General features: G+C 73.3%; 26 protein-coding genes. 15 read left to right on the top strand and 11 right to left on the bottom strand.

The genetic code is table 11. The annotated features are described in order from the left end of the window. Nucleotides 1–3 precede the first annotated feature (3 nt). Complete coding sequence (locus FHX45_RS26945) at nt 4–966, bottom strand: MBL fold metallo-hydrolase (RefSeq protein ID WP_167107754.1); 963 nt, start codon at nt 964–966, stop codon at nt 4–6. Nucleotides 967–1,101: 135 nt separating this feature from the next. On the opposite strand from FHX45_RS26945, the gene FHX45_RS26940 reads away from it, so the two are divergent. Further along, nucleotides 1,102–1,641: a MarR family winged helix-turn-helix transcriptional regulator gene (locus FHX45_RS26940; protein WP_167107751.1), complete on the top strand. Its 540-nt coding sequence runs from the start codon at nt 1,102–1,104 to the stop codon at nt 1,639–1,641. Nucleotides 1,642–1,692: 51 nt separating this feature from the next. Here the strand turns inward: FHX45_RS26940 and FHX45_RS26935 are convergent, their stop codons facing one another. Both FHX45_RS26935 and FHX45_RS26930 read right to left on the bottom strand, forming a co-directional pair. Then, the gene (locus FHX45_RS26935; protein ID WP_167107748.1) at nt 1,693–2,181 is read right to left on the bottom strand and encodes a glutathione peroxidase; all 489 of its coding nucleotides are present in this window, start codon (nt 2,179–2,181) and stop codon (nt 1,693–1,695) included. A gap of 97 nt (nt 2,182–2,278) precedes the next feature. After that, nucleotides 2,279–2,494: a hypothetical protein gene (locus FHX45_RS26930; RefSeq protein WP_167107745.1), complete on the bottom strand. Its 216-nt coding sequence runs from the start codon at nt 2,492–2,494 to the stop codon at nt 2,279–2,281. 71 nt (nt 2,495–2,565) lie between these two features. Here FHX45_RS26930 and FHX45_RS26925 point away from each other — a divergent pair, with 71 nt between their 5' ends. The 4 genes from FHX45_RS26925 (at nt 2,566) to FHX45_RS26910 (ending at nt 5,049) form a co-directional block, all read left to right on the top strand. Beyond that, the gene (locus FHX45_RS26925) at nt 2,566–3,144 is read left to right on the top strand and encodes an alpha/beta fold hydrolase (RefSeq protein ID WP_167107742.1); all 579 of its coding nucleotides are present in this window, start codon (nt 2,566–2,568) and stop codon (nt 3,142–3,144) included. Further along, nucleotides 3,141–3,371, top strand: coding sequence for a hypothetical protein (locus tag FHX45_RS26920; protein ID WP_167107739.1), 231 nt, complete (start codon nt 3,141–3,143; stop codon nt 3,369–3,371). The genes FHX45_RS26925 and FHX45_RS26920 overlap by 4 nt, the downstream gene beginning before the upstream one ends. Continuing rightward, nucleotides 3,364–4,668, top strand: a complete 1,305-nt coding sequence (locus FHX45_RS26915; protein ID WP_167107736.1) for an FAD-dependent oxidoreductase — start codon at nt 3,364–3,366, stop codon at nt 4,666–4,668. Before FHX45_RS26920 ends, FHX45_RS26915 begins: the two co-directional genes overlap by 8 nt. Nucleotides 4,669–4,773: 105 nt before the next feature. Further along, the gene (locus tag FHX45_RS26910; protein WP_167107733.1) at nt 4,774–5,049 is read left to right on the top strand and encodes a hypothetical protein; all 276 of its coding nucleotides are present in this window, start codon (nt 4,774–4,776) and stop codon (nt 5,047–5,049) included. Nucleotides 5,050–5,058: 9 nt separating this feature from the next. On the opposite strand, the gene FHX45_RS26905 is transcribed toward FHX45_RS26910, so the two are convergent. Then, a complete protein-coding gene (locus FHX45_RS26905) occupies nt 5,059–5,511 on the bottom strand; it encodes a MarR family winged helix-turn-helix transcriptional regulator (RefSeq protein ID WP_167107730.1) in 453 nt (150 codons plus the stop codon). A 56-nt stretch (nt 5,512–5,567) separates the two neighbouring features. On the opposite strand from FHX45_RS26905, the gene FHX45_RS26900 reads away from it, so the two are divergent. Beyond that, a complete protein-coding gene (locus FHX45_RS26900; protein WP_167107728.1) occupies nt 5,568–5,942 on the top strand; it encodes a hypothetical protein in 375 nt (124 codons plus the stop codon). 42 nt (nt 5,943–5,984) lie between these two features. On the opposite strand, the gene FHX45_RS26895 is transcribed toward FHX45_RS26900, so the two are convergent. After that, entirely contained in the window at nt 5,985–6,869 is an 885-nt protein-coding gene (locus FHX45_RS26895; protein ID WP_341771625.1) for a LysR family transcriptional regulator, read from the bottom strand. A 78-nt stretch (nt 6,870–6,947) separates the two neighbouring features. On the opposite strand from FHX45_RS26895, the gene FHX45_RS26890 reads away from it, so the two are divergent. After that, nucleotides 6,948–8,150, top strand: coding sequence for an MFS transporter (locus FHX45_RS26890; protein WP_341771624.1), 1,203 nt, complete (start codon nt 6,948–6,950; stop codon nt 8,148–8,150). On the opposite strand, the gene FHX45_RS26885 is transcribed toward FHX45_RS26890, so the two are convergent. Then, a complete protein-coding gene (locus FHX45_RS26885) occupies nt 8,089–8,895 on the bottom strand; it encodes an isocitrate lyase/PEP mutase family protein (RefSeq protein WP_167107722.1) in 807 nt (268 codons plus the stop codon). The genes FHX45_RS26890 and FHX45_RS26885 overlap by 62 nt on opposite strands. Nucleotides 8,896–8,987: 92 nt before the next feature. Between FHX45_RS26885 and FHX45_RS26880 the strand changes: the two genes are divergently transcribed. From FHX45_RS26880 to FHX45_RS26870, 3 genes are all read left to right on the top strand, one after another. After that, nucleotides 8,988–9,455, top strand: a complete 468-nt coding sequence (locus FHX45_RS26880) for a mycothiol transferase (RefSeq protein WP_167107719.1) — start codon at nt 8,988–8,990, stop codon at nt 9,453–9,455. 269 nt (nt 9,456–9,724) lie between these two features. Next, nucleotides 9,725–12,328: an MFS transporter gene (locus tag FHX45_RS26875; RefSeq protein WP_167107716.1), complete on the top strand. Its 2,604-nt coding sequence runs from the start codon at nt 9,725–9,727 to the stop codon at nt 12,326–12,328. Beyond that, nucleotides 12,325–13,104, top strand: a complete 780-nt coding sequence (locus FHX45_RS26870) for an MSCRAMM family protein (RefSeq protein WP_167107713.1) — start codon at nt 12,325–12,327, stop codon at nt 13,102–13,104. Before FHX45_RS26875 ends, FHX45_RS26870 begins: the two co-directional genes overlap by 4 nt. Nucleotides 13,105–13,115: 11 nt before the next feature. Here FHX45_RS26870 and FHX45_RS26865 read toward each other — a convergent pair whose 3' ends face one another. Genes FHX45_RS26865 through FHX45_RS26850 form a run of 4 tightly spaced genes read right to left on the bottom strand, consistent with a single transcriptional unit; the run spans nt 13,116 to nt 15,442 of the window. Beyond that, nucleotides 13,116–13,397 (bottom strand): PRC-barrel domain-containing protein, encoded by a 282-nt coding sequence (locus tag FHX45_RS26865; protein ID WP_167107710.1) that lies wholly within the window; start codon nt 13,395–13,397, stop codon nt 13,116–13,118. After that, nucleotides 13,384–13,779, bottom strand: a complete 396-nt coding sequence (locus tag FHX45_RS26860) for a hypothetical protein (RefSeq protein WP_167107707.1) — start codon at nt 13,777–13,779, stop codon at nt 13,384–13,386. The genes FHX45_RS26865 and FHX45_RS26860 overlap by 14 nt, the downstream gene beginning before the upstream one ends. Further along, the gene (locus FHX45_RS26855; RefSeq protein ID WP_167107704.1) at nt 13,776–15,008 is read right to left on the bottom strand and encodes an NRAMP family divalent metal transporter; all 1,233 of its coding nucleotides are present in this window, start codon (nt 15,006–15,008) and stop codon (nt 13,776–13,778) included. The genes FHX45_RS26860 and FHX45_RS26855 overlap by 4 nt, the downstream gene beginning before the upstream one ends. Further along, nucleotides 15,005–15,442, bottom strand: a complete 438-nt coding sequence (locus FHX45_RS26850; protein ID WP_167107701.1) for a hypothetical protein — start codon at nt 15,440–15,442, stop codon at nt 15,005–15,007. Before FHX45_RS26850 ends, FHX45_RS26855 begins: the two co-directional genes overlap by 4 nt. 121 nt (nt 15,443–15,563) lie before the next feature. On the opposite strand from FHX45_RS26850, the gene FHX45_RS26845 reads away from it, so the two are divergent. The 4 genes from FHX45_RS26845 to FHX45_RS26830 all read left to right on the top strand — a co-directional run bounded on the left by FHX45_RS26845 (nt 15,564) and on the right by FHX45_RS26830 (nt 19,146). Further along, a complete protein-coding gene (locus FHX45_RS26845) occupies nt 15,564–16,739 on the top strand; it encodes a S1C family serine protease (protein ID WP_167107698.1) in 1,176 nt (391 codons plus the stop codon). Nucleotides 16,740–16,769: 30 nt separating this feature from the next. Beyond that, nucleotides 16,770–17,597, top strand: coding sequence for an SDR family oxidoreductase (locus FHX45_RS26840; protein ID WP_167107695.1), 828 nt, complete (start codon nt 16,770–16,772; stop codon nt 17,595–17,597). Nucleotides 17,598–17,737: 140 nt separating this feature from the next. Then, nucleotides 17,738–18,853 carry a WD40/YVTN/BNR-like repeat-containing protein gene (locus FHX45_RS26835; RefSeq protein WP_167107692.1) on the top strand — a complete coding sequence of 372 codons (1,116 nt, stop codon included), beginning with the start codon at nt 17,738–17,740 and terminating at the stop codon, nt 18,851–18,853. After that, nucleotides 18,850–19,146, top strand: a complete 297-nt coding sequence (locus tag FHX45_RS26830) for a MoaD/ThiS family protein (RefSeq protein ID WP_167107689.1) — start codon at nt 18,850–18,852, stop codon at nt 19,144–19,146. Before FHX45_RS26835 ends, FHX45_RS26830 begins: the two co-directional genes overlap by 4 nt. Nucleotides 19,147–19,263: 117 nt before the next feature. Here the strand turns inward: FHX45_RS26830 and FHX45_RS26825 are convergent, their stop codons facing one another. Beyond that, on the bottom strand, nt 19,264–19,638 hold the full coding sequence (locus tag FHX45_RS26825) for a hypothetical protein (RefSeq protein ID WP_167107686.1): 375 nt from the start codon (nt 19,636–19,638) through the stop codon (nt 19,264–19,266). Nucleotides 19,639–19,984: 346 nt separating this feature from the next. Between FHX45_RS26825 and FHX45_RS26820 the strand changes: the two genes are divergently transcribed. After that, on the top strand, nt 19,985–21,208 hold the full coding sequence (locus FHX45_RS26820; RefSeq protein WP_341771623.1) for an alpha/beta fold hydrolase: 1,224 nt from the start codon (nt 19,985–19,987) through the stop codon (nt 21,206–21,208). Nucleotides 21,209–21,229 lie beyond the last annotated feature (21 nt).

Below are 21,229 nucleotides of genomic sequence, written 5' to 3'. Positions count from 1 at the left end.
CGCTCAGCCCTGCAGCTGGTCCCAGACCTCGCGGTCCCGCTGCGCCGTCCAGATGACCGGGCGCTCGATGCCGGACAGCTCGTCCCACAGGCGGGAGACGTCGAAGGGCAGGCAGTGCTCGAAGATCGGCCAGTGCCCGTACTGGGGCGCCAGCGCGGCGTGGGTGCGCTCGAACGCCTCCTTGAGCGTGCCGCCGGCCCGCTGCACCGCCCCGACCTCGCGGATCATCACGTCGAGGAAGTTGCGGGTCTGCTCGACCGCGGCGTCGACGGCGTCCCGGCCCCGGCTGACCGCGCCGCGGCCACCGATCAGCGCCTCGGCCCCGAACGCCTTGACCCGGTCCAAAGTGGACGAGGCCCAGTCGCGGTGGAAGGCGTCCCCGGTGTAGAGCGCGGCCTCGGCCTCGACCAGGTCACCGGCGAACAGGATGCGCTGCCGCGGCAGCCACGCCACGATGTCGCCCTCGGTGTGGCCGCGGCCGCAGTACTGCAGGACCAGGTCACCGCGGTCGCCGCCGAGGTCGATCGTGAGCCGGTCGGAGAAGGTCAGCGTGGGCCAGGTCAGGCCGGGCACCGACTCCGCGCCCTTGGCCAGCCGTGGCATGCGGCCGAATTCGCTCTCCCAGTCCTCCTTGCCGCGCTCGGCGACCAGGGCGCGGGTGTTCTCGTGCGCGACGATCACCTCGGCGTCGAACGCGGACGCGCCCAGCACGCGCACGGCGTGGTAGTGCGACAGCACGAGGTACCGGACCGGCTTGTCGGTGTGCTCACGCAGCTTCGCAAGCCACTCCCGGGCGGCGACCGGGGTGGCGAGTGCCTCGAAGCAGACCAGGAAGTCCTCACCCTCGATGGCGCCGACGTTCGGGTCGCCCTCGGCGGTGAGCGCGTAGACGCCGTCGTCGAGGACCTCCAGGGTCTGCTGCTTCTCCGCCACGTCGCCGGACGAGGCGAACGCCTTCTGGGCCACCCCGCACCTCCTTTGATCAAAGCTTTGACTAATTGGTGGACGACAGCGTAACGCGGGTCACCCCGCAAGGGAAGGGTACGTCCGAACCGCGGCCGCCGGTCGAGGGTGCGGGCGCGAGCGCCTAGCCTGGGGCGCATGACCGCGGAACCGGCTGCCCCCGACGAGCTGGACTACCTGACGTTCGTGGACTACGCGATCGCGAAGACGACCGCCGAGCTGCCCGCGGTCGATGCCACGGCGATGCGGCTCGGCCTCACCCTGCACCGCCTGACCAGCGCGCTCGTCTACGACTGGGAGTCCACGGTGCACCGGCCGCGCGGCTGGAGCTGGGGCGGGTTCCGGGTGCTGTTCGTGCTCTGGCTGGCCGGGCCGATGGAGGCCAAGCGCGTCGCGCAGCTGTCCGGCATGAGCCGCGCGGCGGTGTCCGCCCTGGTCAACACCCTGGAACGAGACGGACTGGTGTCCCGCCGGCAGGCCGAGCACGACCGGCGCGCGGTGCTGCTGGACCTCACCGAGGCCGGGCACGAGGCGATCACCAGCGCTTACGAGGCCCACAACCAGCGCGAGCAGGCGTGGGCGAACGCGCTCACCAAGCCGGAGCAGACCATCCTCATCGGACTGCTGGAAAAGCTCACCACGAGCTCGGCCGCGCTGGACGCGAAGCGCCGGTTCTAGCGCTCCCCGTGGCGCAGCTCAGGCGCCCGGCCCATCAAAGGTTTGATCGACTCAGGCGGCCAGGACCGACTCGATCGCCTCGATGACCTCCGGCGCCTCCGGATCGGTGCGCGGCCGGAACCGCGCCACCACCGCGCCGTCCGGGCCGACCAGGAACTTCTCGAAGTTCCACTGCACGTCGCCGCTCTCCCCCGCGGCGTCCCGGGCCCGCACGAGCTCGGCGTAGAGCGGGTGCCGGCCGGGTCCGTTCACCTCGATCTTGTCGAACAGCGGGAACGTCACCCCGTAGGTCGCCGAGCAGAACGTGGCGATCTCCTCGGCGGTGCCCGGCTCCTGACCGGCGAACTGGTTGCAGGGGAAGCCCACGACGGAGAACCCGCGGTCGCCGTAGCGTTCCTGCAGCCGCTCCAGCGCGGCGTACTGCGGCGTCAGACCGCATCGGGAGGCGACGTTCACGACGAGCAGGGCCGTGCGGCCCAGCCCGCCCAGGGTCGCCGGTTCGCCGCCGAGCGTGCGCAGCTCGATGTCAGCCAGGGCCATGGAAGTCCTCCGCGGTGATCGGGTCCTGCCACGGCCAACGCGAGCACGGCCGCACCGTTCCCCACGCGGCGCCGACCGTGACCAGCGTCACACCCGATCAGCCGTGCCGCTGCGCCGGGACCGGCGCCATCCCCTCGGCGGGCTTGAGGCCCAGCGCGTCCAGCAGCAGCGCGCAGTCCTCGGCGTTCTCCGCCGCGGACGCGACCGCGCGCACCGCGCGCCGCCGCTGCGCGGCGACCAGTTCGGTGTCCTCGGCCGACGTGACCGGGACGTTGAAGCCGGCGACCTCCTGCAAGTGCTCCCGCATGTCCATCCCCTGTCCGCACGTGATCCGTGTAGGGCGGCGGTACCCGGGGTAGCCGGGGACCGGAGAAAGGAGCGGTCATGAACTACTCCCCGGACCCGGTGCGTGCCGAGGGCCCGGCCGCCGTAACCGAAGGTACCCCGGACGGCCCGACCGTGCTGGTACTCGACCCGACCGGTCTGGCCAAGCACGAGGGGCTGCCGGCGACCTGGCGGGACAAGACGGACGAGTGGCAGGTGGTGTGGTGCCGGCTGCCGGCCGAGGGCGGACTGACCCAGGCGGACGACATCCTGTCCGACCCACCCGGCGAAACGGTGCACGTCGTGGCCAGCGGCCCGTTCGCCGACGGCGCGCTGCGGCTGGCCGAGCAGCACCGGGACCGGGTCCGCTCGCTGCTGCTCGTCGACCCGGCCGCCGACCAGTTCGTGCCGCCCGGTGACGGCGAGGCCGCGGACCGGGGCTGGGAGGCGGACAACCGGGAGCGGATCAACGACCTGGCCGAGTCCGGGGTGCCGGTGCGCGTGGTCGCGCACAGCACCGGGGGCGCCGACGACCGGGTCCCGGCGCCGCTGCCGCTGGGCCACCCGGACGTGGTCGCCGGCGTCGCCCAGGCCCTCGCCGAACTGCCCGCGAACCACGAGGAGGGTGATCGACGGTGACCGAGCCCGACGAGGAGTCCGTGCGCGAGGCGCTGGAGCACGACGCTCCGCTGCCGCCCGACCCCGAAGCGCCCGTCGCCGACGCGCTGGAGCAGCGGCAGACCGCGGACCCGCGGAAGCGCACGCGGCCGGCGGCGGAGCTGCCGTCCGAGGCCGACCCGGGCGACGTGGCCGAGCAGCGCCTGGAAGTGGACTACGAAACCGACGAGGAGGCGCTGCGTGGGTGACCCGGCCCGGATCGTGATCATCGGGGGCGGTTACGTCGGCGCCACGACGGCCCGGCAGCTGCGCAAGCGGCTCGCCCCGGCCGAAGCCGACCTGACCGTGATCGACCCGCGCTCGTACATGACGTACCAGCCGTTCCTGGCCGAAGCCGCGGCCGGATCCGTTGAGCCGCGGCACGTCGTCGTACCGCTGCGGGAGGTGCTGCCCGGCTGCACGGTGATGGCGGCGGAGGCGACCGGCGTGGACACGACGGCGAGGTCGGTCACCCTGCGCGTCGCCGACGGGCACGTCGAGCGGATCGGCTACGACATCCTGGTGGTCGCGCCCGGTTCGGTGTCCAAGACACTGCCCATTCCCGGGCTGGCCGAGCACGGCATCGGGTTCAAGACCCTGGAGGAAGCGGTCTACCTGCGCAACCACGTGCTGTCCCGGCTCGACGTCGCCGCGAGCACGGTGGATCGGGAGCTGCGGCGCAAGCTGCTCACGTTCGTGTTCGTCGGCGGTGGTTACGCGGGTATCGAGGCGATGGCGGAACTGGAGGACATGGCCCGCCACGCGCTCAAGTACTACGCCATCGACCGCTCGGAGCTGCGGTGGGTGCTGGTCGAGGCCGCCGACCGGATCATGCCCGAGGTGAGCTCGTCGCTGGCGGGCTACACCCTGGACGTGCTGAGCGGGCGCGGGTTCGAGATCCACCTCGGCACCACGCTCAAGTCCTGTGTGGACTGCCATGTGGTGCTGGGCGACGACACGGAGTTCGACGCGGACACGATCGTGTGGACCGCGGGTGTCAAGCCGAGCCCGATGCTGGCGGACACCGACCTGCCGCTGAACCCGAAGGGCCGGGTCTGCTGCGCGACCACGCTGGAGTTGGACGGCGCCCCGGGCGTGTTCTCGGCCGGGGACGCCGCCGCGGTGCCGGACGTGACCAGCAAGGAACCGGGCGCGGTGTGCGCGCCGTCGGCGCAGCACGCGTCGCGCCAGGCGGTGGTGCTGGCGCGCAACATCGTGGCGACGCTGCGCGGCGGGCCGCTGGAGGGCTACCGGCACTCCTACGCCGGGTCGGTCGCGAGCCTGGGGCTGTACCAGGGAGTCGCGCAGATCTACGGCGTGAAGCTGCGTGGCTGGCCGGCGTGGGCGCTGCACCGCGCCTACCACCTGATGACCATGCCGACGGCACACCGCAAGACGCGGATCGCGGCGGACTGGCTGATCTCGCTGCCGTTCCGGCGCCAGGTCGTGGCGACCGGTGAGCAGCAGCACCCGCGGGAGCAGTTCGTGCGGGCCAGCCGGCGGTAGGCCGCGCCCGGCGTGTGCCGGGTCACGCGGCGGGGCGGACTTACGTACCCGTCTCGGTGTTTCGGCGGAGGTGTGCCCGCCCCGCCCCCGGGCACCCTGGGTGGTATGACCGCGCAAGACCGACAGGCACTGGCGGACGTGGCCGCCGGGCTCATCCTGTTCCACAACGGACTGTGGGGTGCCCCCACCTGCTACATGTGGGCGGACGCGGACGGCGCCGCCGCGGGCCGGGTGCCACCGTGGGAGTGCGAGGCGCTCGACCGGCTCACCTGGCGCGGCCTGATCGACGCCACCCACGGCTCCGGCGCCGGGGACGTGCCCGTCGTGGCCACCGAGGCCGGGCTCCGCGCGCTCCGGGCGCGGCACGCGCGCGCCGCCTGACCGGCGCGGTCAGCGCACCAGTGCGGTGAAGTCCTCGGTGAACCGGGCGAGCAGCTCCGCCAGTGCCGCGCGGTCCGCGGGGTCCCACCCGGCCGTCACCTCGGCCACCACCCGGGCCCGGAACCCCTGGATCTCCGCCAGAGCCCGCCTGCCCTCGGCGGTGGGTTCCAGCAGTGAGCGGCGCCCGTCCATCTGATCGGCGCGCCGGTGCACCAGTCCCGCGTCCAGGGCCTGCGCGGTCAGGCGGCTCGCGCGGGGCTGGTCGGTGCCCAGCGCCGCCGCCACCTCGGTGACGGTCGGCGGCCGCCCGGCCGCCGCGACCACGTCCAGCAACTCGTACACCGCGTCCGGTACCGGGCCGCGGCGGCCCCGTTCGCGCGCCAGCCGGCTCAGTGCGCGGCGCGACTGCGCGCGGCGCAGGGCAGCGAGTGCCCGGGCGATCGATTCGCTGTTGCGGTCCATGTCCGCCCTCATCTATGGTCAACGACAAGTACATGTAACTTTACATGGGAGTTGTGGTGGACCCTCTCGACCGTCCGATCGGATTCTGGCTCCGGCGCCTGCACACCCTGCTGGAGACCGGCCTCGACGAGCTGCTCGCCGGCCACGGCCTGACCCGGCGGCACTGGCAGGCGCTGAACGCCCCGCGCTACGGCGCCGACGTGCTGGAGGTGTTCGAAGGCGCCGGGCAAGCCCGCGCCGACCTGGTTGCCCGGGGCTGGACCACGCCGGACGGCGCGCTGACCGCAGCCGGCCGCGCCGCGCACACCGAGATCGCCGAGCACGTGCAGCGCTTCCGTGCCCGCACGCTCGAGGGGCTGACGGACCAGCAGTACGCCGACACCGTCCGCACGCTGGCCGCGATGGCCGGCAACCTGGAAGCCGCGCACTAGACCGGAACACGGCGCCCCGGCCACGCCGTCGCGGAACATGGCTCAGGGCTCCAGCTCGGCGTGGACCTCCCGCAGCAGGGCCGCCGCCGCGGGCGACAGCGGCCGGACCGCCGAGTGCACCACCGACACCGACCACCGCAGGGGTTCGGCCGGCGCCACCGCCACCACCTCCGCCATCCGCCCCGCCGCACCTTCCGGCACGAAACCCACTCCCAGACCCTGGGCGATGAGGGCCCGGGCCGTGTCGTAGTCGGACACCTCCAGCGCCACCTGCCGGGTCAGCCCGGCTTCCGTGAACGCGCGGTCCACGACCGTCCGGTTCCCCCAGCCCACCGGGAAGTCCACAAAGGACTCATCGGCGAGATCGGCGAGCGGCACCGCCGCCCGCCCCGCCACCGGGTGGTCCGGCGCAGCCAGCAGCACGAGGCTCTCCTCCGCGACGACCTCCTGCGCCAGACCGGCGGGCACCCGGCCCGGCAGGGACGCCAGCGCCAGGTCCATGCTGCCGTCCAGCACCGCACGGACGTGCCCGGCGGAGCCGGACGGCGAGTACTGCAACCGCACCGCGGCCCGCGGGTGGCGGCGCGAGAACCGGCCGAGCAGGCGGGGCACGTCCACCCGGCCGGTCGACAGGATCGTGCCCATCGTGACCACGCCCCGGACCTCACCGCCGGCTCCGGCGGCGGCCTGCGCCGCCGCGCGCGCCGCGGCGAGGGCGGCGCGCGCCTCCGGCAGCATCGCCGCCCCCGCGGCCGTCAGGGCGACGCGCCGGCTGTCCCGGTCGAACAACGCGGCACCGATTTCGCGCTCCAGGGCGCGGACGGCGGTCGACACCGCCGACTGCACCACCCGCAGCCGCCGCGCCGCGCGCGTGAAGCTCAGCTCCTCGGCGACCGCGACGAAGTACGCCAGCTGTCGCAGTTCCACCCAGCTATCTAACACCGAGATGGCTACGAGCGAAAACATTCGTTGGACGCGATCGCCTGGGCGGCGCATCCTCGGATCGTGACCACTCAGTCCGCTCGCTCCGCTGCGACCCGCCGGCACGGCGCCGGATTCTGGTTCGTCGCCTACACCTTCGCCGTGACCATGGGGTTTTCCGCCGCCCCGGCCCCGCTGTACGTGCTCTACCAGGAGAAAGATCACTTCGGCCCGTTCACGGTCACCCTCGTGTTCGCCGCCTACGCGTTCGGCGTGATCGCGAGCCTGTTCCTGGCCGGGCACGTGTCCGACTGGGTGGGCCGCCGCCGGGTGCTGGTGCCCGCGGTGCTGATCAACGTGGCGGCCGGGGTGGTGTTCCTGATCTGGACGTCGGTGCCCGCGCTGCTCGCGGCGCGGGTGCTGTCCGGCATCAGCATCGGCATGCTCACCGCCACCGCCACCGCGCACCTGACCGAGCTGCACCTCGCCGCGCGGCCGAGCGCCTCCCGCACCCGGGCCGACGTGGTCGCGACGGCCGCCAACCTCGGCGGCATCGGACTCGGGCCACTCGTGGCCGGGCTGCTGGCCGAATACGTCCCGGACCCGCTGCACGTGCCCTACCTGGTGTTCCAGGTGCTGATGCTGCTCGGCGCGCTCGCGGTGGCGCTGTCCCCGGAAACGGTCACCGCCACCCGGGTGCGCTACCGCCCGCAGCGCGTGTCCGTGCCGCCGCACGCGCGGGCGCGCTACCTGGCGGCGGGGGCGGCCGCGCTCGCGGAGTTCGCGGTCTTCGGGTTGTTCACCTCGCTCGCACCCGGGTTCCTGGCGAACACCCTGCACCAGCACTCGCACGCCCTGGCCGGGGTGAGCGTGTTCGCCGTGTTCGGCGCCGCCGCGGTGGCGCAGATCGTGCTGGCGCGCACGGCGCTGCGCCGGCTGCTCGCCATCGGGCTCACCCTGCTGACGGTGGGGCTGGTGCTGGTGACGGTGGCGGTCTGGCTGCCGAGCCTCGCGCTGTTCCTGGTCGGCGCGGTGCTCGCCGGGGCCGGGGCGGGCGCGGGCTTCAAGGGCAGTGTCGGAGTGGTGCTCGGCGTGGCCTCGCGGGAGAGCCGCGGTGAGGCCCTGGCGGGGCTGTTCCTCGCCGCCTACGCCGGGCTCGCGGTGCCGGTCCTCGCGCTCGGCGTGGCCACGCAGATCCTCGACCTGCGGGTGGCGCTGCTCGGGTTCACCGCGGCCCTGCTGCTGATCCTGGCCGTGGTGGTGCGGCGGCTGTTCCGGGCGAGCTGAGGGCCTGCACCTCGGCGTAGGACGGCACGGGCGGGATCCCGGTGCCGTCCGCCACCGCGCGGGCGGTCCGGCGCACCGCCGCCAAGGCCGCCCGGAACAGCAGGGAACCGAGGCTGACCCGGCGCACGCCGAGGCGCCGGAGCCGCTCGATGCCCGGACCGCCCGCGGTGAAGAGGATGTTCACCGGGACCTCCACCGCGCCGACCACGGCGGCGATCTCGGCCTCCGTGGTCAGGCCCGGCACGAACACCCCGTCCGCGCCGGCCTCCTGGTAGGCCCGCACGCGCGGGATGGGGTCCTCCCCGGTGCCGAGCCAGTGCGTGTCGGTGCGGGCGTTGACGAACAGGCCGGGCGCCGCGGCCTTGAGCGCGGCGATCAGCTCCTGCTGGTGGATGGGATCGGCGAGGCGGCCGTTGTCCCGGCCGTCCTCGATGTTCACCCCGGCGGCGCCGAGCGCCGCCAGTTCGGCGCCGAGCGCCGCGACCTCGGCGGGGTCCGCCGAGAACCCGCCCTCGATGTCGACGCTGACGAGGCACGGCAGTCGCGTCAGGCGCCGGGCCAGCGTGATCGTCCCGGCGCGGGTCGCCCCGGTTCCGTCGGGAAGACCGGCCGCGGCCGCAACCCCCAGACTGGTGGTGCCGATGGCCGGGTACCCGTCGGTGACCAGGACGGCGGCGGAGGCGTGGTCCCAGGCATTGGGCAGCAGCAGGGGGTTTCCGGTGCGGTGCAGGGCGGCGAAGCTCATGTCCGGACGGTAGCGCCGGAACCCGTCGGCGGCGGCCGACACGGTCCGCCTCCGGTCGCCGTGCGCGCGGCGCTTCCCGGACAATGACGATCATGCTGGACGAGGAGACCTTCCTGTACTTCACCGACCGCGCGCTCGACGGCATGACGGCGATCCTCGCCGCGCTCGGCGACGAGCTCGCCAACACCCGGCCGGACCTGCCCGGCGCCAACTCGCCGTACGCGATCGTCACCCACTGCCTCGGGGTGATGGCCGCCTGGGCCGGTCACGTCGCCGCGGGACGCACCGTGGACCGGGATCGCGAGGCCGAGTTCACCTCCTCGGGACCGGTCGCGCCCCTGCTCGACCGGGTCGCGCAGGCCAAGGACCAGCTGCGGCGGGACCTCGCGGCCGCCGACTTCGCCGCCCCGCCGCGCGGCGACGTCCCGGCCCGGTACGCCGGCACCCCGATCGGGCAGCGGCAGGGCGCCGCCCTGGCGCACGTCCTCGAGGAACTCGCCCAGCACCACGGGCAGCTCGAACTGACCCGGGACATCCTGCTCGCCCGCACCCGCTCCTGAGCCCCACCCACCCGGCGCCCCCGCCGGACAGGCAAACACGCCACCCCCGCGCGCGAACGGCTGCGGCGGCGTGTTGGCCGGTTCTGGCGGCGTGTTCGCCGGTTGCGCCAGATTTTTCCGGATTGCGCCAGTGCCATCCGCGCGATGCGACCGGGATCACGGGACCGAACTCCGCGCGCGCTCTCACTCGATCCGCGGAAAATCAGTTAGCATAGGTCAACTAACTTTCCGGATCGGTCACTGGCGACGGACTTCCCCTGGTTGGAGTGATGGAAGTGCAGTCTGCCCCGCAGACGCAAGCGGGTACCCCCCGGCACCGGCCCCCGGCGCTCGGTCCGCACTACAAGTGGATCGCGCTGTCCAACACCACGCTGGGCATGCTGATGGCCACGATCAACTCCTCGATCGTGCTGATCGCCCTGCCCGACATCTTCCGCGGCATCGACATCAACCCGCTCGAACCGTCGAACACCAGCTACCTGCTGTGGATGATGATGGGCTTCCTCGTCGTCACCGCGGTGCTGGTGGTCGGGTTCGGGCGCCTGGGCGACATGTACGGCCGGGTCCGGATGTACAACCTGGGCTTCGCCGTGTTCGCGGTGTCGTCGATCTTCCTGGCGGTCACCTGGATGAGCGGGGGCGCCGCGGCGATCTGGATGATCGCCTGGCGGATCGTGCAGGGCATCGGGGGCGCGTTCCTGATGGCGAACTCCAGCGCGATCCTCACCGACGCCTTCCCCAAGCACCAGCGCGGCATGGCGCTGGGCATCAACGGCGTCGCCGCCATCGCGGGCTCGTTCCTCGGCCTGGTGATCGGCGGGCTGCTCGGCCCGGTCGAGTGGCGGCTGGTCTTCCTCGTGTCCGTGCCGTTCGGCGTGTTCGGCACCATCTGGGCCTACCTGAAGCTGAAGGACACCAGCGAGCGGCACCGCGCCCGGATGGACTGGTGGGGGAACCTGACCTTCGCGGTCGGCCTCATCGCCGTGCTCGTCGGCATCACCTACGGCATCCAGCCCTACGGCGGGCACACCATGGGCTGGACGAGCCCGTTCGTGCTGTCCTGCCTCATCGGCGGCGTCGTGGTGCTGGTGATCTTCTGCCTCATCGAGACGCGGGTCGCGAACCCGCTGTTCAACCTGGGGCTGTTCAAGATCCGCGCGTTCACCTTCGGCAACCTGGCGAACCTGCTCGCCTCGCTCGGCCGCGGTGGCCTGCAGTTCGTGCTGATCATCTGGCTGCAGGGCATCTGGCTGCCGCAGCACGGGTACAGCTTCGAGCAGACCCCGTTGTGGGCGGGCATCTACATGCTGCCGCTGACGATCGGCTTCCTGATCGCCGCGCCGGTGTCCGGCATCGTCTCCGACCGCATCGGCGGGCGGCTGCTGTCCACCGGCGGCATGCTCCTCACGGCGGTCAGCTTCATCCTGCTCGAGGTCCTGCCGGTGAACTTCAACTACTGGGGTTTCGCCGCGATCCTGCTGCTCAACGGGCTCGGCATGGGCCTGTTCACCTCACCCAACCGGGCCGAGGTGATGAACAGCCTGCCGAACAACGCGCGCGGCGCCGGCGCCGGCATGACCGCCACGTTCCAGAACTCGGCGATGGTGCTGTCGATCGGCTTCTTCTTCAGCCTGATGATCGCCGGGCTCGCCGACCACCTGCCCTCGGCGATGGCGCAGGGCCTGACCGCGCACGGCGTGCCCACCGCGGCCGCGAACCAGATCGCGGTGCTGCCGCCGGTCGGCGTGCTGTTCGCCGCCTTCCTCGGCTACAACCCGATCGAACAGCTCCTCGGCGGTGTGCTGCCCACCCTGCCGCCCGACCAGGCCGCATACCTCACCGGGCGCAGCTTCTTCCCGCAGCTGATCTCCGGCCCGTTCTCCGACGGCCTGACCGCGGCGTTCTGGTTCGCGATCATCGCGTCGGTGGTGGCCGCGCTCGCGTCCTGGTTCACCGGGCGGTCACGGAAGGCCGCGCCGGGGCAGCCGCACGAGACCGCCGGGTCCGAGCTGGCCGCCGCCGCGGGGGAGGTCGTCGACGTGACCGGCCACGAAACCGGGGCGGCCGGGCCGGGCCGGATCACCGGCCGCCTGCGCACCGCCGGCGGCAGCGCGCCGGGCGGCGGGGTGGTGACGGTGACGGGCCCGGACGGCAGGCAGGCGGGACGCACCCGGGCCGGCGCCGACGGCGGCTACGCGGTGTCCGGGCTGCGGCCGGGCACCTACACCCTGATCGTGACCGCACCCGGGTTCCGGCCGGAGGCGGCCGCCGTGACCGTGACCGGGTCGGGCGCGGTGCGTGACTTCGTGGTCGCCGGTGGCGGCACGGTCACCGGCATCGTGCGGCTCTCCCCCGGCGGCGCCGGCGCCGGGGACACCGCCGTGGTGGCCACCGGCGGTGACGGGGAGGTGCTCGGCCGGACGCTCACCCTCGCCGACGGCACGTTCCAGCTCACCGGCCTGCCGACCGGGGAGGTCACGGTGACCGCGCACCTGGACGGGCACCAGCCGGCGGCCGCCACCGTCGTGGTGTCCGGCACCGAGCCCGCCGTGGCCGATCTGCTCGTCCAGGCCGCCGGCACGCTGCACGGCACGGTCACCGGCCCGGACGGCCGTCCGGTTCCCGGCGCGCGGGTCGAGGTCAGCACGGCCGCGGGCGAGCTCGCCGCGACCGCGGTGAGCGATGAGCTGGGCGGCTACGAGGTGACCGGCCTCCCGCCCGGCGACTACAGCGTGGTGACCAGCCTGTTCGAACCGGCGGTGCGGCAGGTGGACCTCACCGGTGGCGAGTCGGCGACCGTCGACATCGACCTGCACGCCCTGCACGCCCTGCACGCCCTGCACGCCGGACGGCCCGAGCAGGCGCGGTCATGACCGGCACGCCGATCCCGCCGCGGGGCCGCGGCGCCGAGGTGACCGGCTGGGTGCGCTCGGCCACGCAGGATCCGGTGACCGGCGCAGCCGTCACCCTGGTGGACTCCGGTGGGCAGCAGATCGCGCGGGGCACCACCGGTGGCGACGGCGGCTACCGGCTGCCCGCACCGGGCCGCGGCCGGTACGTGGTGATCGCCTCGGCCCCGGCGTACCGGCCGGCGGCCGCGACGGTGACGGTCGGCGGCTCCCCCGCCGGCGTCGACCTGGTGCTGGAGGACGCGACCGGGCTCGGTGGCGTGGTCCGGTCGGCCTCGACCGGGGTCCCGGTCATGGGGGCGACGGTGACGCTGGCCGACTTCCGCGGCGAGGTCGTCGGCTCGTCCCGGTCCGGGCAGGGCGGTGAATACTCCTTCGGCGCGCTGCCGGCCGGGGGTTACACGCTCGCCGTCAACGCACCCGCCTACCGGCCGGCCGCGGTGGCGGTCACCGTGAGCGATGCGACGGTGCGGCAGGACGTCGAGCTGTCCGACGCGGCGACCGTCCGGGGTGCGGTCACCGTGCGCGATCTGCCGCGGCCGTGGCCGCGGATCACGGTGAGCCTGCTGGACGACGCGGGCACCGTGGTCCGCAGGGCGCATGCGGAGGACGACGGCCGCTACGCCTTCCACGACCTCGAACCGGGCACCTACACGGTGGTCGCCACCAGCCACGCACCGGTTCGGCAGGCGGTCCGGGTCGGGCGCGGCAGCACCCGCTCCGACGTCCGGCTCGGCTGACCCGCGCGCGGTCACGGCGACCAGTGCACCTCGGACCACGGTATTTCCCGCGTCCCCCGGTGCACGACCTTCGCCAGCCACGCCAGCAGCCACGGCCCGCGCTGGCTGCTCCGCTCGTACCCGAGCAGCCGCCCGCGCCGGCCGTGGCTGACCAGCACCGCGACGGTCCGTTCCTGCCCGTCCGCGTCGGGGCGGGTGATCAGGTCCGTCACCTTCCCCAGCTTCCGCCCCCGCGCGTCGTAGACCCGGCGGCCGAGCAGCTGGCCGGCCCGCACGACCTCATCCGCCGGCATGACCGGACCCCGGGATCCGCGCGATGAACTTGTCGCGCAACCAGCGTTCCAACGGCTGCTCGGCCAGCACCTCCGCGCGCAGCGACAGGGTCACGTCGCTGCTCACCCGCTGCACGTGCTCGAAGCCGATCCGCACCGGCTCGACCCGCCCGCCGCCGAGCCGGGCGCCCAGCCAGCACAGCACCCTGCCGAGCAGTCCGCCGACCCGCCGGCCCAGCACGTACTGGCCGGTCAGCAGCGCGGTCACCCGGTAGGTGCCGTCGTCGTCGCGGGTCAGCTCGACGTCGTCGACCTTGCCCACCGGATGCCCGTCGACGTCGACGATCTGGCGGTCCAGGAGGTGGAACTCGACCCGCAGCGGGTCCGGCCGGCCGAGGATCATGATTGCCCCATCCCCGTGACGATCATGAGCGGGACCGCGGCGATCGCGGCGACCAGGATGATCACCAGGAAGGCGACGCCGAGGAAGTTCTGCACCCGCCCGTTGGCGTTCTCGCCGAGGTAGTCCCGGTCGTTGGCGACGACCAGGATCGGCAGGTAGGTCAGCGGCAGCACCACCGCGCTGAACAACAGCGACAGCTCGGTGATCTGCACCGGATCGACGGTGGTCAGCAGCACGGCGGTGCCGAGCAGGATGCTGACCAGGATCACCGTGTGGAAGCGGGCCGCCTCGCGCGGGCGGACCATCTTGCCCCACTGCCACCCGAAGTACTGCGCGATCGTGTACCCGGTGGACAGACCGGTCTCCAGCGCGGCGCCGAAGGTGGCGGCGAAGAACCCGAGCATGACCACGGCCAGGCCGAACTTGCCCAGCGCGACCGCCACCGGCAGCGCCGTCTGGCTGAGCTGGTTGACCTGGATCCCGGCCGGTTCGAACACGGTGGCGGCACAACCCATGATCGCCAGGCCGAGCACCCCGCCCAGCGGGAACCCGACCAAGGTGTTGCTGCGCTCGGTCATCAGGTCCCGCGCCGTCCACTTCTCCTCGACGCCGCCGGAGGAGAAGAAGAACACCTCGTACGGCGTCAGGGCCGAGGCGAACAGCGACACCGCCAGGTAGCCCCACGTGGCCCAGTTCTCGCCCTGCGGCGGGCCGATGTGCGTGACCTGGTGCGCGAAGCCGCCCCACGGCGGGTCGAGCGCGACCAGCGCGACGACGAACACCACGAGCGCCAGCCCGAGCGCGCCGAACACCTGCTCCATCAGCTGGAACTTCACCCGCCACAGCACCAGCCACACGGCGATGGCGGCCAGCGGCACCCACAGCAGGTGCGGCAGCCCGGTGACGAGCTGGATGGTGAGCGCGACACCGCCGACCTCGGCGGTCAGGGTCAGCAGGGTGACCAGGTAGGACCCGATGAGGTTGGCCATCGCGGTGCGCGGGCCGAGCCGCTCGCGCACCAGGTCGAACACCGGGCGCTGGCTGACCGCGGCGACCCGGCCGGACATCTCGGCGAACACGCAGATACCCACCACGCCGATGACGACGACCCAGGCCTGCCGCATGCCGAACCGGGCGCCGGACTGGGCGTTGGCGACGAGGTCGCCGATGTCGACGAACCCGCCGATCGCGGTGAGGATGCCCAGGGTGACGGCGAGCACCTTCTTCATCGGTGGCTCTTCACGAAGGCGGTCAGCTCGCCGGTCACCCGCACCAGCTGGGTGTCGGCCGCGGCGATCCGGCCGGCATCACCCGCCTGGAGGGCCTCCTGCGCTTCGGTGGCCCGCGCCACCGCGTCCTGCAGGCGGGGGTGCAACTCGTCGTAGACCTGCCGGGTGCCGGGCGCGGACGGTTGCTGATTGTCCACATCGTCCAGTGCTTTGGTGGCCGTTGCCATCACGTCGTCCACCGCGGCGGTGGTGAAGGTCGGGAACAGGCGGCCCTGCTGGTGGGCCTGGACGATCCGGTGCAGGGTACCGACCGCGGCCAGTCCCTCCTGCGCGGAGACGACCGCGCTGTCCGTGTAGCTCGACGCCGAGCCGGCAGAACAGGCGGTGAGCGTGACCGCGAGCGCGAGGCCCGCACAGGCCGTCCCCTTTCGCATCAGATCGGGTGTACCCCTTGGTCAACTTCACAAACGCGCGGGCCTCTCAGGTGTTTCACGGTCGCGCCGCAGGCGAATCTCAGGGAGGAGGGGTTCACTGGACGGCGGAGGAGAGGCACCCATGACCTACTACCCACCGCACCACGATCCCTGGGCTCCGCCGCCACCACCGCCGCAGCCGCCCCGGCGGCGCCGGCGCGGACCGCGGGCGCTGCTGAGCGTGCTCGGCCTGGTGGTGCTGGTCGCGCTGGGTTTCGTGGCGTGGGACCTGGGGCGCGACGCGCTGCCGACCGGGGGCACCTCCGCTCCGCTGGACCGCACCCTGCACAACCGCCAGACCAGCAGCAGCACACTCGACGTGCAGGCGGTCACCGACAAGGTCGCGCCCGGGCTGGTCGACGTCTACTCCACGCTCGGCTACTCCGGGCAGCAGGCCGCGGGAACGGGGATGGTGCTCAGCGCCGACGGCAAGGTGCTGACCAACAACCACGTGGTGGCGGGGGCCACGAGCATCAAGGCGACCGACGTGGACACCGGCCGCAGCTACCGGGCCGAGGTGCTCGGCTACAGCCGGACGCGGGACGTGGCGGTGCTGCAGCTGCAGGACGCCTCCGGGCTGGGCACGGTCACCACCGGTGATTCCTCGCCGGTGGCGGTCGGCGACCCGGTGGTGGGGCTGGGCAACGCCGGCGGCGACGGCGGCGCACCGAGCGTCTCCCCCGGCAAGGTGACGGCGCTGAACCAGTCGATCACCGCGACGGACGAGTCGTCGGGCAGCTCGGAACAGCTGACCGGGCTGATCCAGGTGGACGCGAACATCCAGTCGGGCGATTCGGGTGGCGCGCTGGCCGATGCGCAGGGCCGGGTGATCGGGATGAACACCGCCGCCTCGACCGGATACCAGTTCGGCCGCGCCGGACGCGCGCCCGAGGGGGTGAGCGGGTTCGCCATCCCGATCGACGACGCGCTGACCCTGGCACGGCAGATCGAGACGGCCCACCCGTCCGACACCGTCCACATCGGAGCGTCGGCGTTCCTCGGGGTGTCGGTGAGCGACGCCGGCGGCCCGGGCGCGCTGGTGCAGCAGGTCGTCTCCGGCGGCCCGGCCGACGACGCCGGGCTCGTCGCCGGCGACGTCGTCACCCAGCTGAACGGCCGTGCGGTCGGGTCGGCGACGGATCTGACCGCGGTGATGGACACGCTGCACCCGGGCGACCACGTCACCATCACCTGGCTGGACCAGGCGGGTCAGCAGCACAGCGCGAGCACCACCCTGGTCGAGGGTCCGGTGGGTTAGGCCGCCGGGGCGGCGGGTAGGTGCCGGGGCATGACGCAGACAGCTCCCCTCCCCGCAGAACAGGGCGGACGGCCGCGCACCGCGATCGTCACCGGATCCGATTCCGGCATCGGACGCGCGATCGCGGTCGCGCTCGGTGGCGGCGGGGTGGACGTCGGCATCACCTGGCACCGCGACTCCGCGGGCGCGGAGTCGACCGCGGAGCAGGTCCGCGAGGCCGGCGCCCGCGCCGAGGTGCGCCGCCTGGACCTGGGTGACCTGCCCACGGCCGCGGCGGCGATCGACGAGCTGGCCGGGGCGCTCGGCGGCGTGGACGTGCTGGTGAACTGCGCCGGCACGGGCACCGGTCAGCGGGCGATGGACATGGACTTCGACACCTGGCGGCACGTGCTGAGCGTGGACCTCGACGGCGCGTTCCTGTGCGCGCAGCGGGCGGCGCGGCACATGATCGAAGCCGGCCGGGGCGGGCGGATCGTGAACATCACGAGCGTGCACGAGCACGCCCCGAAGGTCGGCGCGGCGCCCTACTGCGCGGCGAAGGCCGGGCTGGGCATGCTGACGAAGGTGCTCGCACTGGAGCTGGCCGAGTACGGCATCACGGTCAATTCGGTCGCGCCGGGCGAGATCTCCACGCCGATGACCGGCCAGACGGACGTGAACCCGCACGACCAGGTGCGCCCGGGGGTGCCGCTCGGACGGACCGGGCACGCGCAGGAGGTCGCCGCGGTGGTGGCGTTCCTGACCACGCCCGCGGCGAGCTACGTGACCGGCTCGTCGTACGTGGTGGACGGCGGCATGCTGCTCATGGGCCCGCAGGGCGCGTCGGCCCTCGGCCACGACGACTGGCGCAAGGTCTGACGCACCCGGGCACCCGGGCGCGGTCACCCGCCCGGCCGCCCGGGGAACCGGTGGTGACGGCGGCACACCGCAAGATTGGAGAAGACGCGCCCCGGCCGCGCTCCTTAGGGTCTGGTGACCGGATGCGGGAAGGAGCGGCGATGGGCGGGGTTCGCGTGCTGGTCGGCACCCGTAAGGGTGCGTTCGTCCTGACCTCCGACGAGCGGCGCACCGACTGGGCGGTGAGCGGGCCGCACTTCCCGGGCTGGGAGATCTTCCACGTCAAGGGCTCGCCCGCCGATCCGGACCGGATCTTCGCCTCCCAGTCGACCAGCTGGTTCGGCCAGCTGATCCAGCGGTCCGACGACGGCGGGAAGACCTGGCAGCCGGTGGGCAACGAGTTCGCCTACGACGGCGTGCCGGGCACGCACCAGTGGTACGACGGCACACCGCACCCGTGGGAGTTCGCCCGGGTGTGGCACCTGGAGCCGTCGCTGACCGATCCCGACCTGGTCTACGCCGGGGTCGAGGACGCGGCGCTGTTCCGCTCGAACGACGCGGGCGCGAGCTGGCAGGAGCTGCCGGGCCTGCGCGGGCACGGTTCGGGCCCGCACTGGCAGCCGGGCGCGGGCGGCATGTGCCTGCACACCGTCATCCAGGACCCGCGTGACCCGAACCGGCTGGTCATCGCCATCTCCGCGGCCGGCGCGTTCCGCACCGACGACGGCGGCAAGACGTGGCAGGCGATCAACCACGGCCTGCGGTCGGGCCAGATCCCGGATCCGGACGCCGAGGTGGGCCACTGCGTGCACCACATCGCCCGGCACCCGCAGCGCCCGGACGTGCTGTTCATGCAGAAGCACTGGGACGTCATGCGCAGCGACGACGGTGGCGGCAACTGGTACGAGATCAGCGGCGACCTGCCCACCGACTTCGGGTTCGTCATCGACGTGCACGCGCACGAGCCGGACACGGTGTACGTGGTGCCGATCAAGAGCGACGAGCACCACTTCCCGCCGGAGGGCCGGCTGCGCGTGTACCGCAGCCGCACCGGCGGTTCCGAGTGGGAACCGCTCACCGCCGGGCTGCCGCAGGAGAACTGCTACGTCAACGTGCTGCGGGACGCGATGGCGGTGGACTCGCTGGAGTCGTGCGGGGTCTACTTCGGCACCACCGGCGGTCAGGTCTACGCCTCGGCCGACTCCGGGGACACCTGGGCGCCGATCGTGCGGGATCTGCCTGCGGTCCTGTCCGTGGAGGTCCAGACGCTGCCATGATCCGCGTTCACCTGCCAGCGCACCTGCGCACCATCGCGCACATCGACGGTGAGGTCGAGCTCGATCTCGACGGCCCGGTGACGCAGCGCGCCGTACTGGACGCGCTGGAAGCCCGGTACCCGGCGCTGTGCGGCACGATCCGCGAGCACGGCACCGGCAAGCGACGGGCGTTCGTGCGGTTCTTCGCCTGCGAGCAGGACCTCTCGCACCAGGAGCCGGACGCCCCGCTGCCCGCACCGGTGGCCGCGGGCACCGAACCGTTCCTCGTGATGGGTGCCATGGCCGGCGGCTGAACTGTCCACGGAGGACTGTTCGTTCCGTCCACACCGGACGGGCCACCAGCGGCACGGAAGTGGTGGCCCCTGCCGGAGCGGGGGCCACCACTGGACGAGATGCGTTGCCGGACCGCGTCAGTTGTCGTCCCAGTCGTGGGTGTGGTGGTGGCCGGCCGTCGCGTGCACCTCACCGGAGTGCGCGCCGCCCGGGCCGGCCCACGCCCACTTGCCCGCGTAGAAGCCGCTGTGACCGTCGGTGCCGGACACGATGTACCCGCCACCAGCGCCGTACGGGCCGGCCGACAGGACCGAGTCGTAGTAGGCGGCGTAATGGTGATCCCGGCCGTCGTTGTCGTGGCCCGCGACCGCGCCGGTGCTGGTGATCACGGCGCCGTAGGGGCCGGCGGAAGCGGTGGACGAGCCGTAGCTGTCCGCGGAGGCGATGCCCGCGGCGCCGAACGACAACGGAACGGCCAGCAGGCCGGCGATCGCGAAGCGACGAACGTTCATGTTCCTGGGTTCCCTTCGTGTCAACGGATTCCGGGCCGCACCGTGATCGGCCCGCGGACCGGATGCCCGCGCGCCCCGCGGCAAACCCGGGGCAGGAATGTGACACAGACCACCTTGTGATCACGATCCGGGGCACGGCCGGAGCCGCTCCCCGCTGCTCGGCGCCGGGAAAACGATCAGCCCCGCGGCGCGGAGATTTCCGTTGCCGCACAGGACATCCGCCCTTGGTGCGTCACTCACGCGGGTGGAATGATCACCGTTGCCGCCCTTGACAACACCCCGGCCGCCGTCGATGCTCGACCGCGATAGGTGTTACTTCGGGTAATAGCTTCAGCGAGGAGGCGGCGTGGTCCGGCGAGTGGTGTCTCCCGACGGCACACGGATCGCGGTGGCCGAAACCGGGGACCCGGCCGCCCCGGTCGTGGTGTGCGTGCACGGCTACCCCGACGACCGCTCGGTGTGGGACGGCGTGGTGGCCGAGCTGGCGCCCCGGTTCCACGTCGTCACCTACGACGTGCGCGGCGCCGGCGAGTCCGACCGTCCGGCCCGCCGCGCGGACTACCGGCTCGACCGGCTCACCGAGGACCTCACCGCGGTGCTCGCGGCGGTCAGCCCGGACCGGCCGGCGCACCTGCTCGCCCACGACTGGGGCTCGATCCAGAGCTGGCACGCCGTCACCTCGGACGCGTTGCGCGGCCGGATCGCGTCGTTCACCTCGATCTCCGGCCCGTCCCTGGACCACGCAGCCGACTGGTTGCGCAGCCGGCTGCGCAATCCCGCGCGCTGGGCGCCCGCGCTGCGGCAGCTGCTCCACTCGACCTACATCCTGTTCTTCCAGATCCCGCTCGTGCCCGAGCTGGGCTGGCGGTCCGGCCTGGGCGGGCGGCTGCTGGAGAAGCTGTCCGGCAGCGCCGCGGGCCGCCCGGCGGTGGCGGACGCGGTGCACGGGCTGGAGCTGTACCGGGCCAACATCGGGGCCCGGCTGTCCCGGCCGCGGCCGCGGCCGGCGGAGATCCCGGTGCAGGTGCTCGCCCCGCTCGGCGATCCCTACGTGACGCCCGCCCTGCAGACCCAGGTGGCCCGGTGGGCGCCACGGCTGTGGGTGCGGCGGCTGCCCGGCGGGCACTGGATTCCCCGGGAGCGGCCGGACGTGATCGCGCGGTGCGCGGCCGAGCTGGTCGAGCACGTCGAGGGCGCGCCGGAGAGCCGGAACCTGCGGCGTGCCCGGGCCGCGGATTTCGACGGCCACCTGGTGGTCGTCACCGGCGCGAGCCGCTTCGCGCGGGCGGTCACGTCCGCGTTCGAGGCGGCCGGTGCCGAGGTGCGCGCCGACGGGCACGAGGTTCCCGACGTCGTGGTGGACGACCAGGGCCGGGCGCGGGAGTTCGCCGCGCGGATGGCCGAGCGGGGCGAGGGCGGGCACCTGGTGTTGCACGACCCGGCCGAGGCCGCCCGCCTGCGGACGCTGTTCCCCGGGCTCGGCGTGGTGGTTGCCGGGGACGGCCCGGTCGACCGGGCCGCGCGGCGGGTGCTGCGGGCGGTCGCCCGCACCCGCCACGCCGGAGTGTGACGGCGTCCGGCCGGGCGGACC

This window comes from Amycolatopsis granulosa (assembly GCF_011758745.1).
In the GTDB taxonomy this organism is placed as follows: Bacteria; Actinomycetota; Actinomycetes; order Mycobacteriales; family Pseudonocardiaceae; genus Amycolatopsis_E; species Amycolatopsis_E granulosa.
Note: the sequence above shows the minus strand (reverse complement) of the source record. Positions and strands in the feature narration are given on the sequence as shown.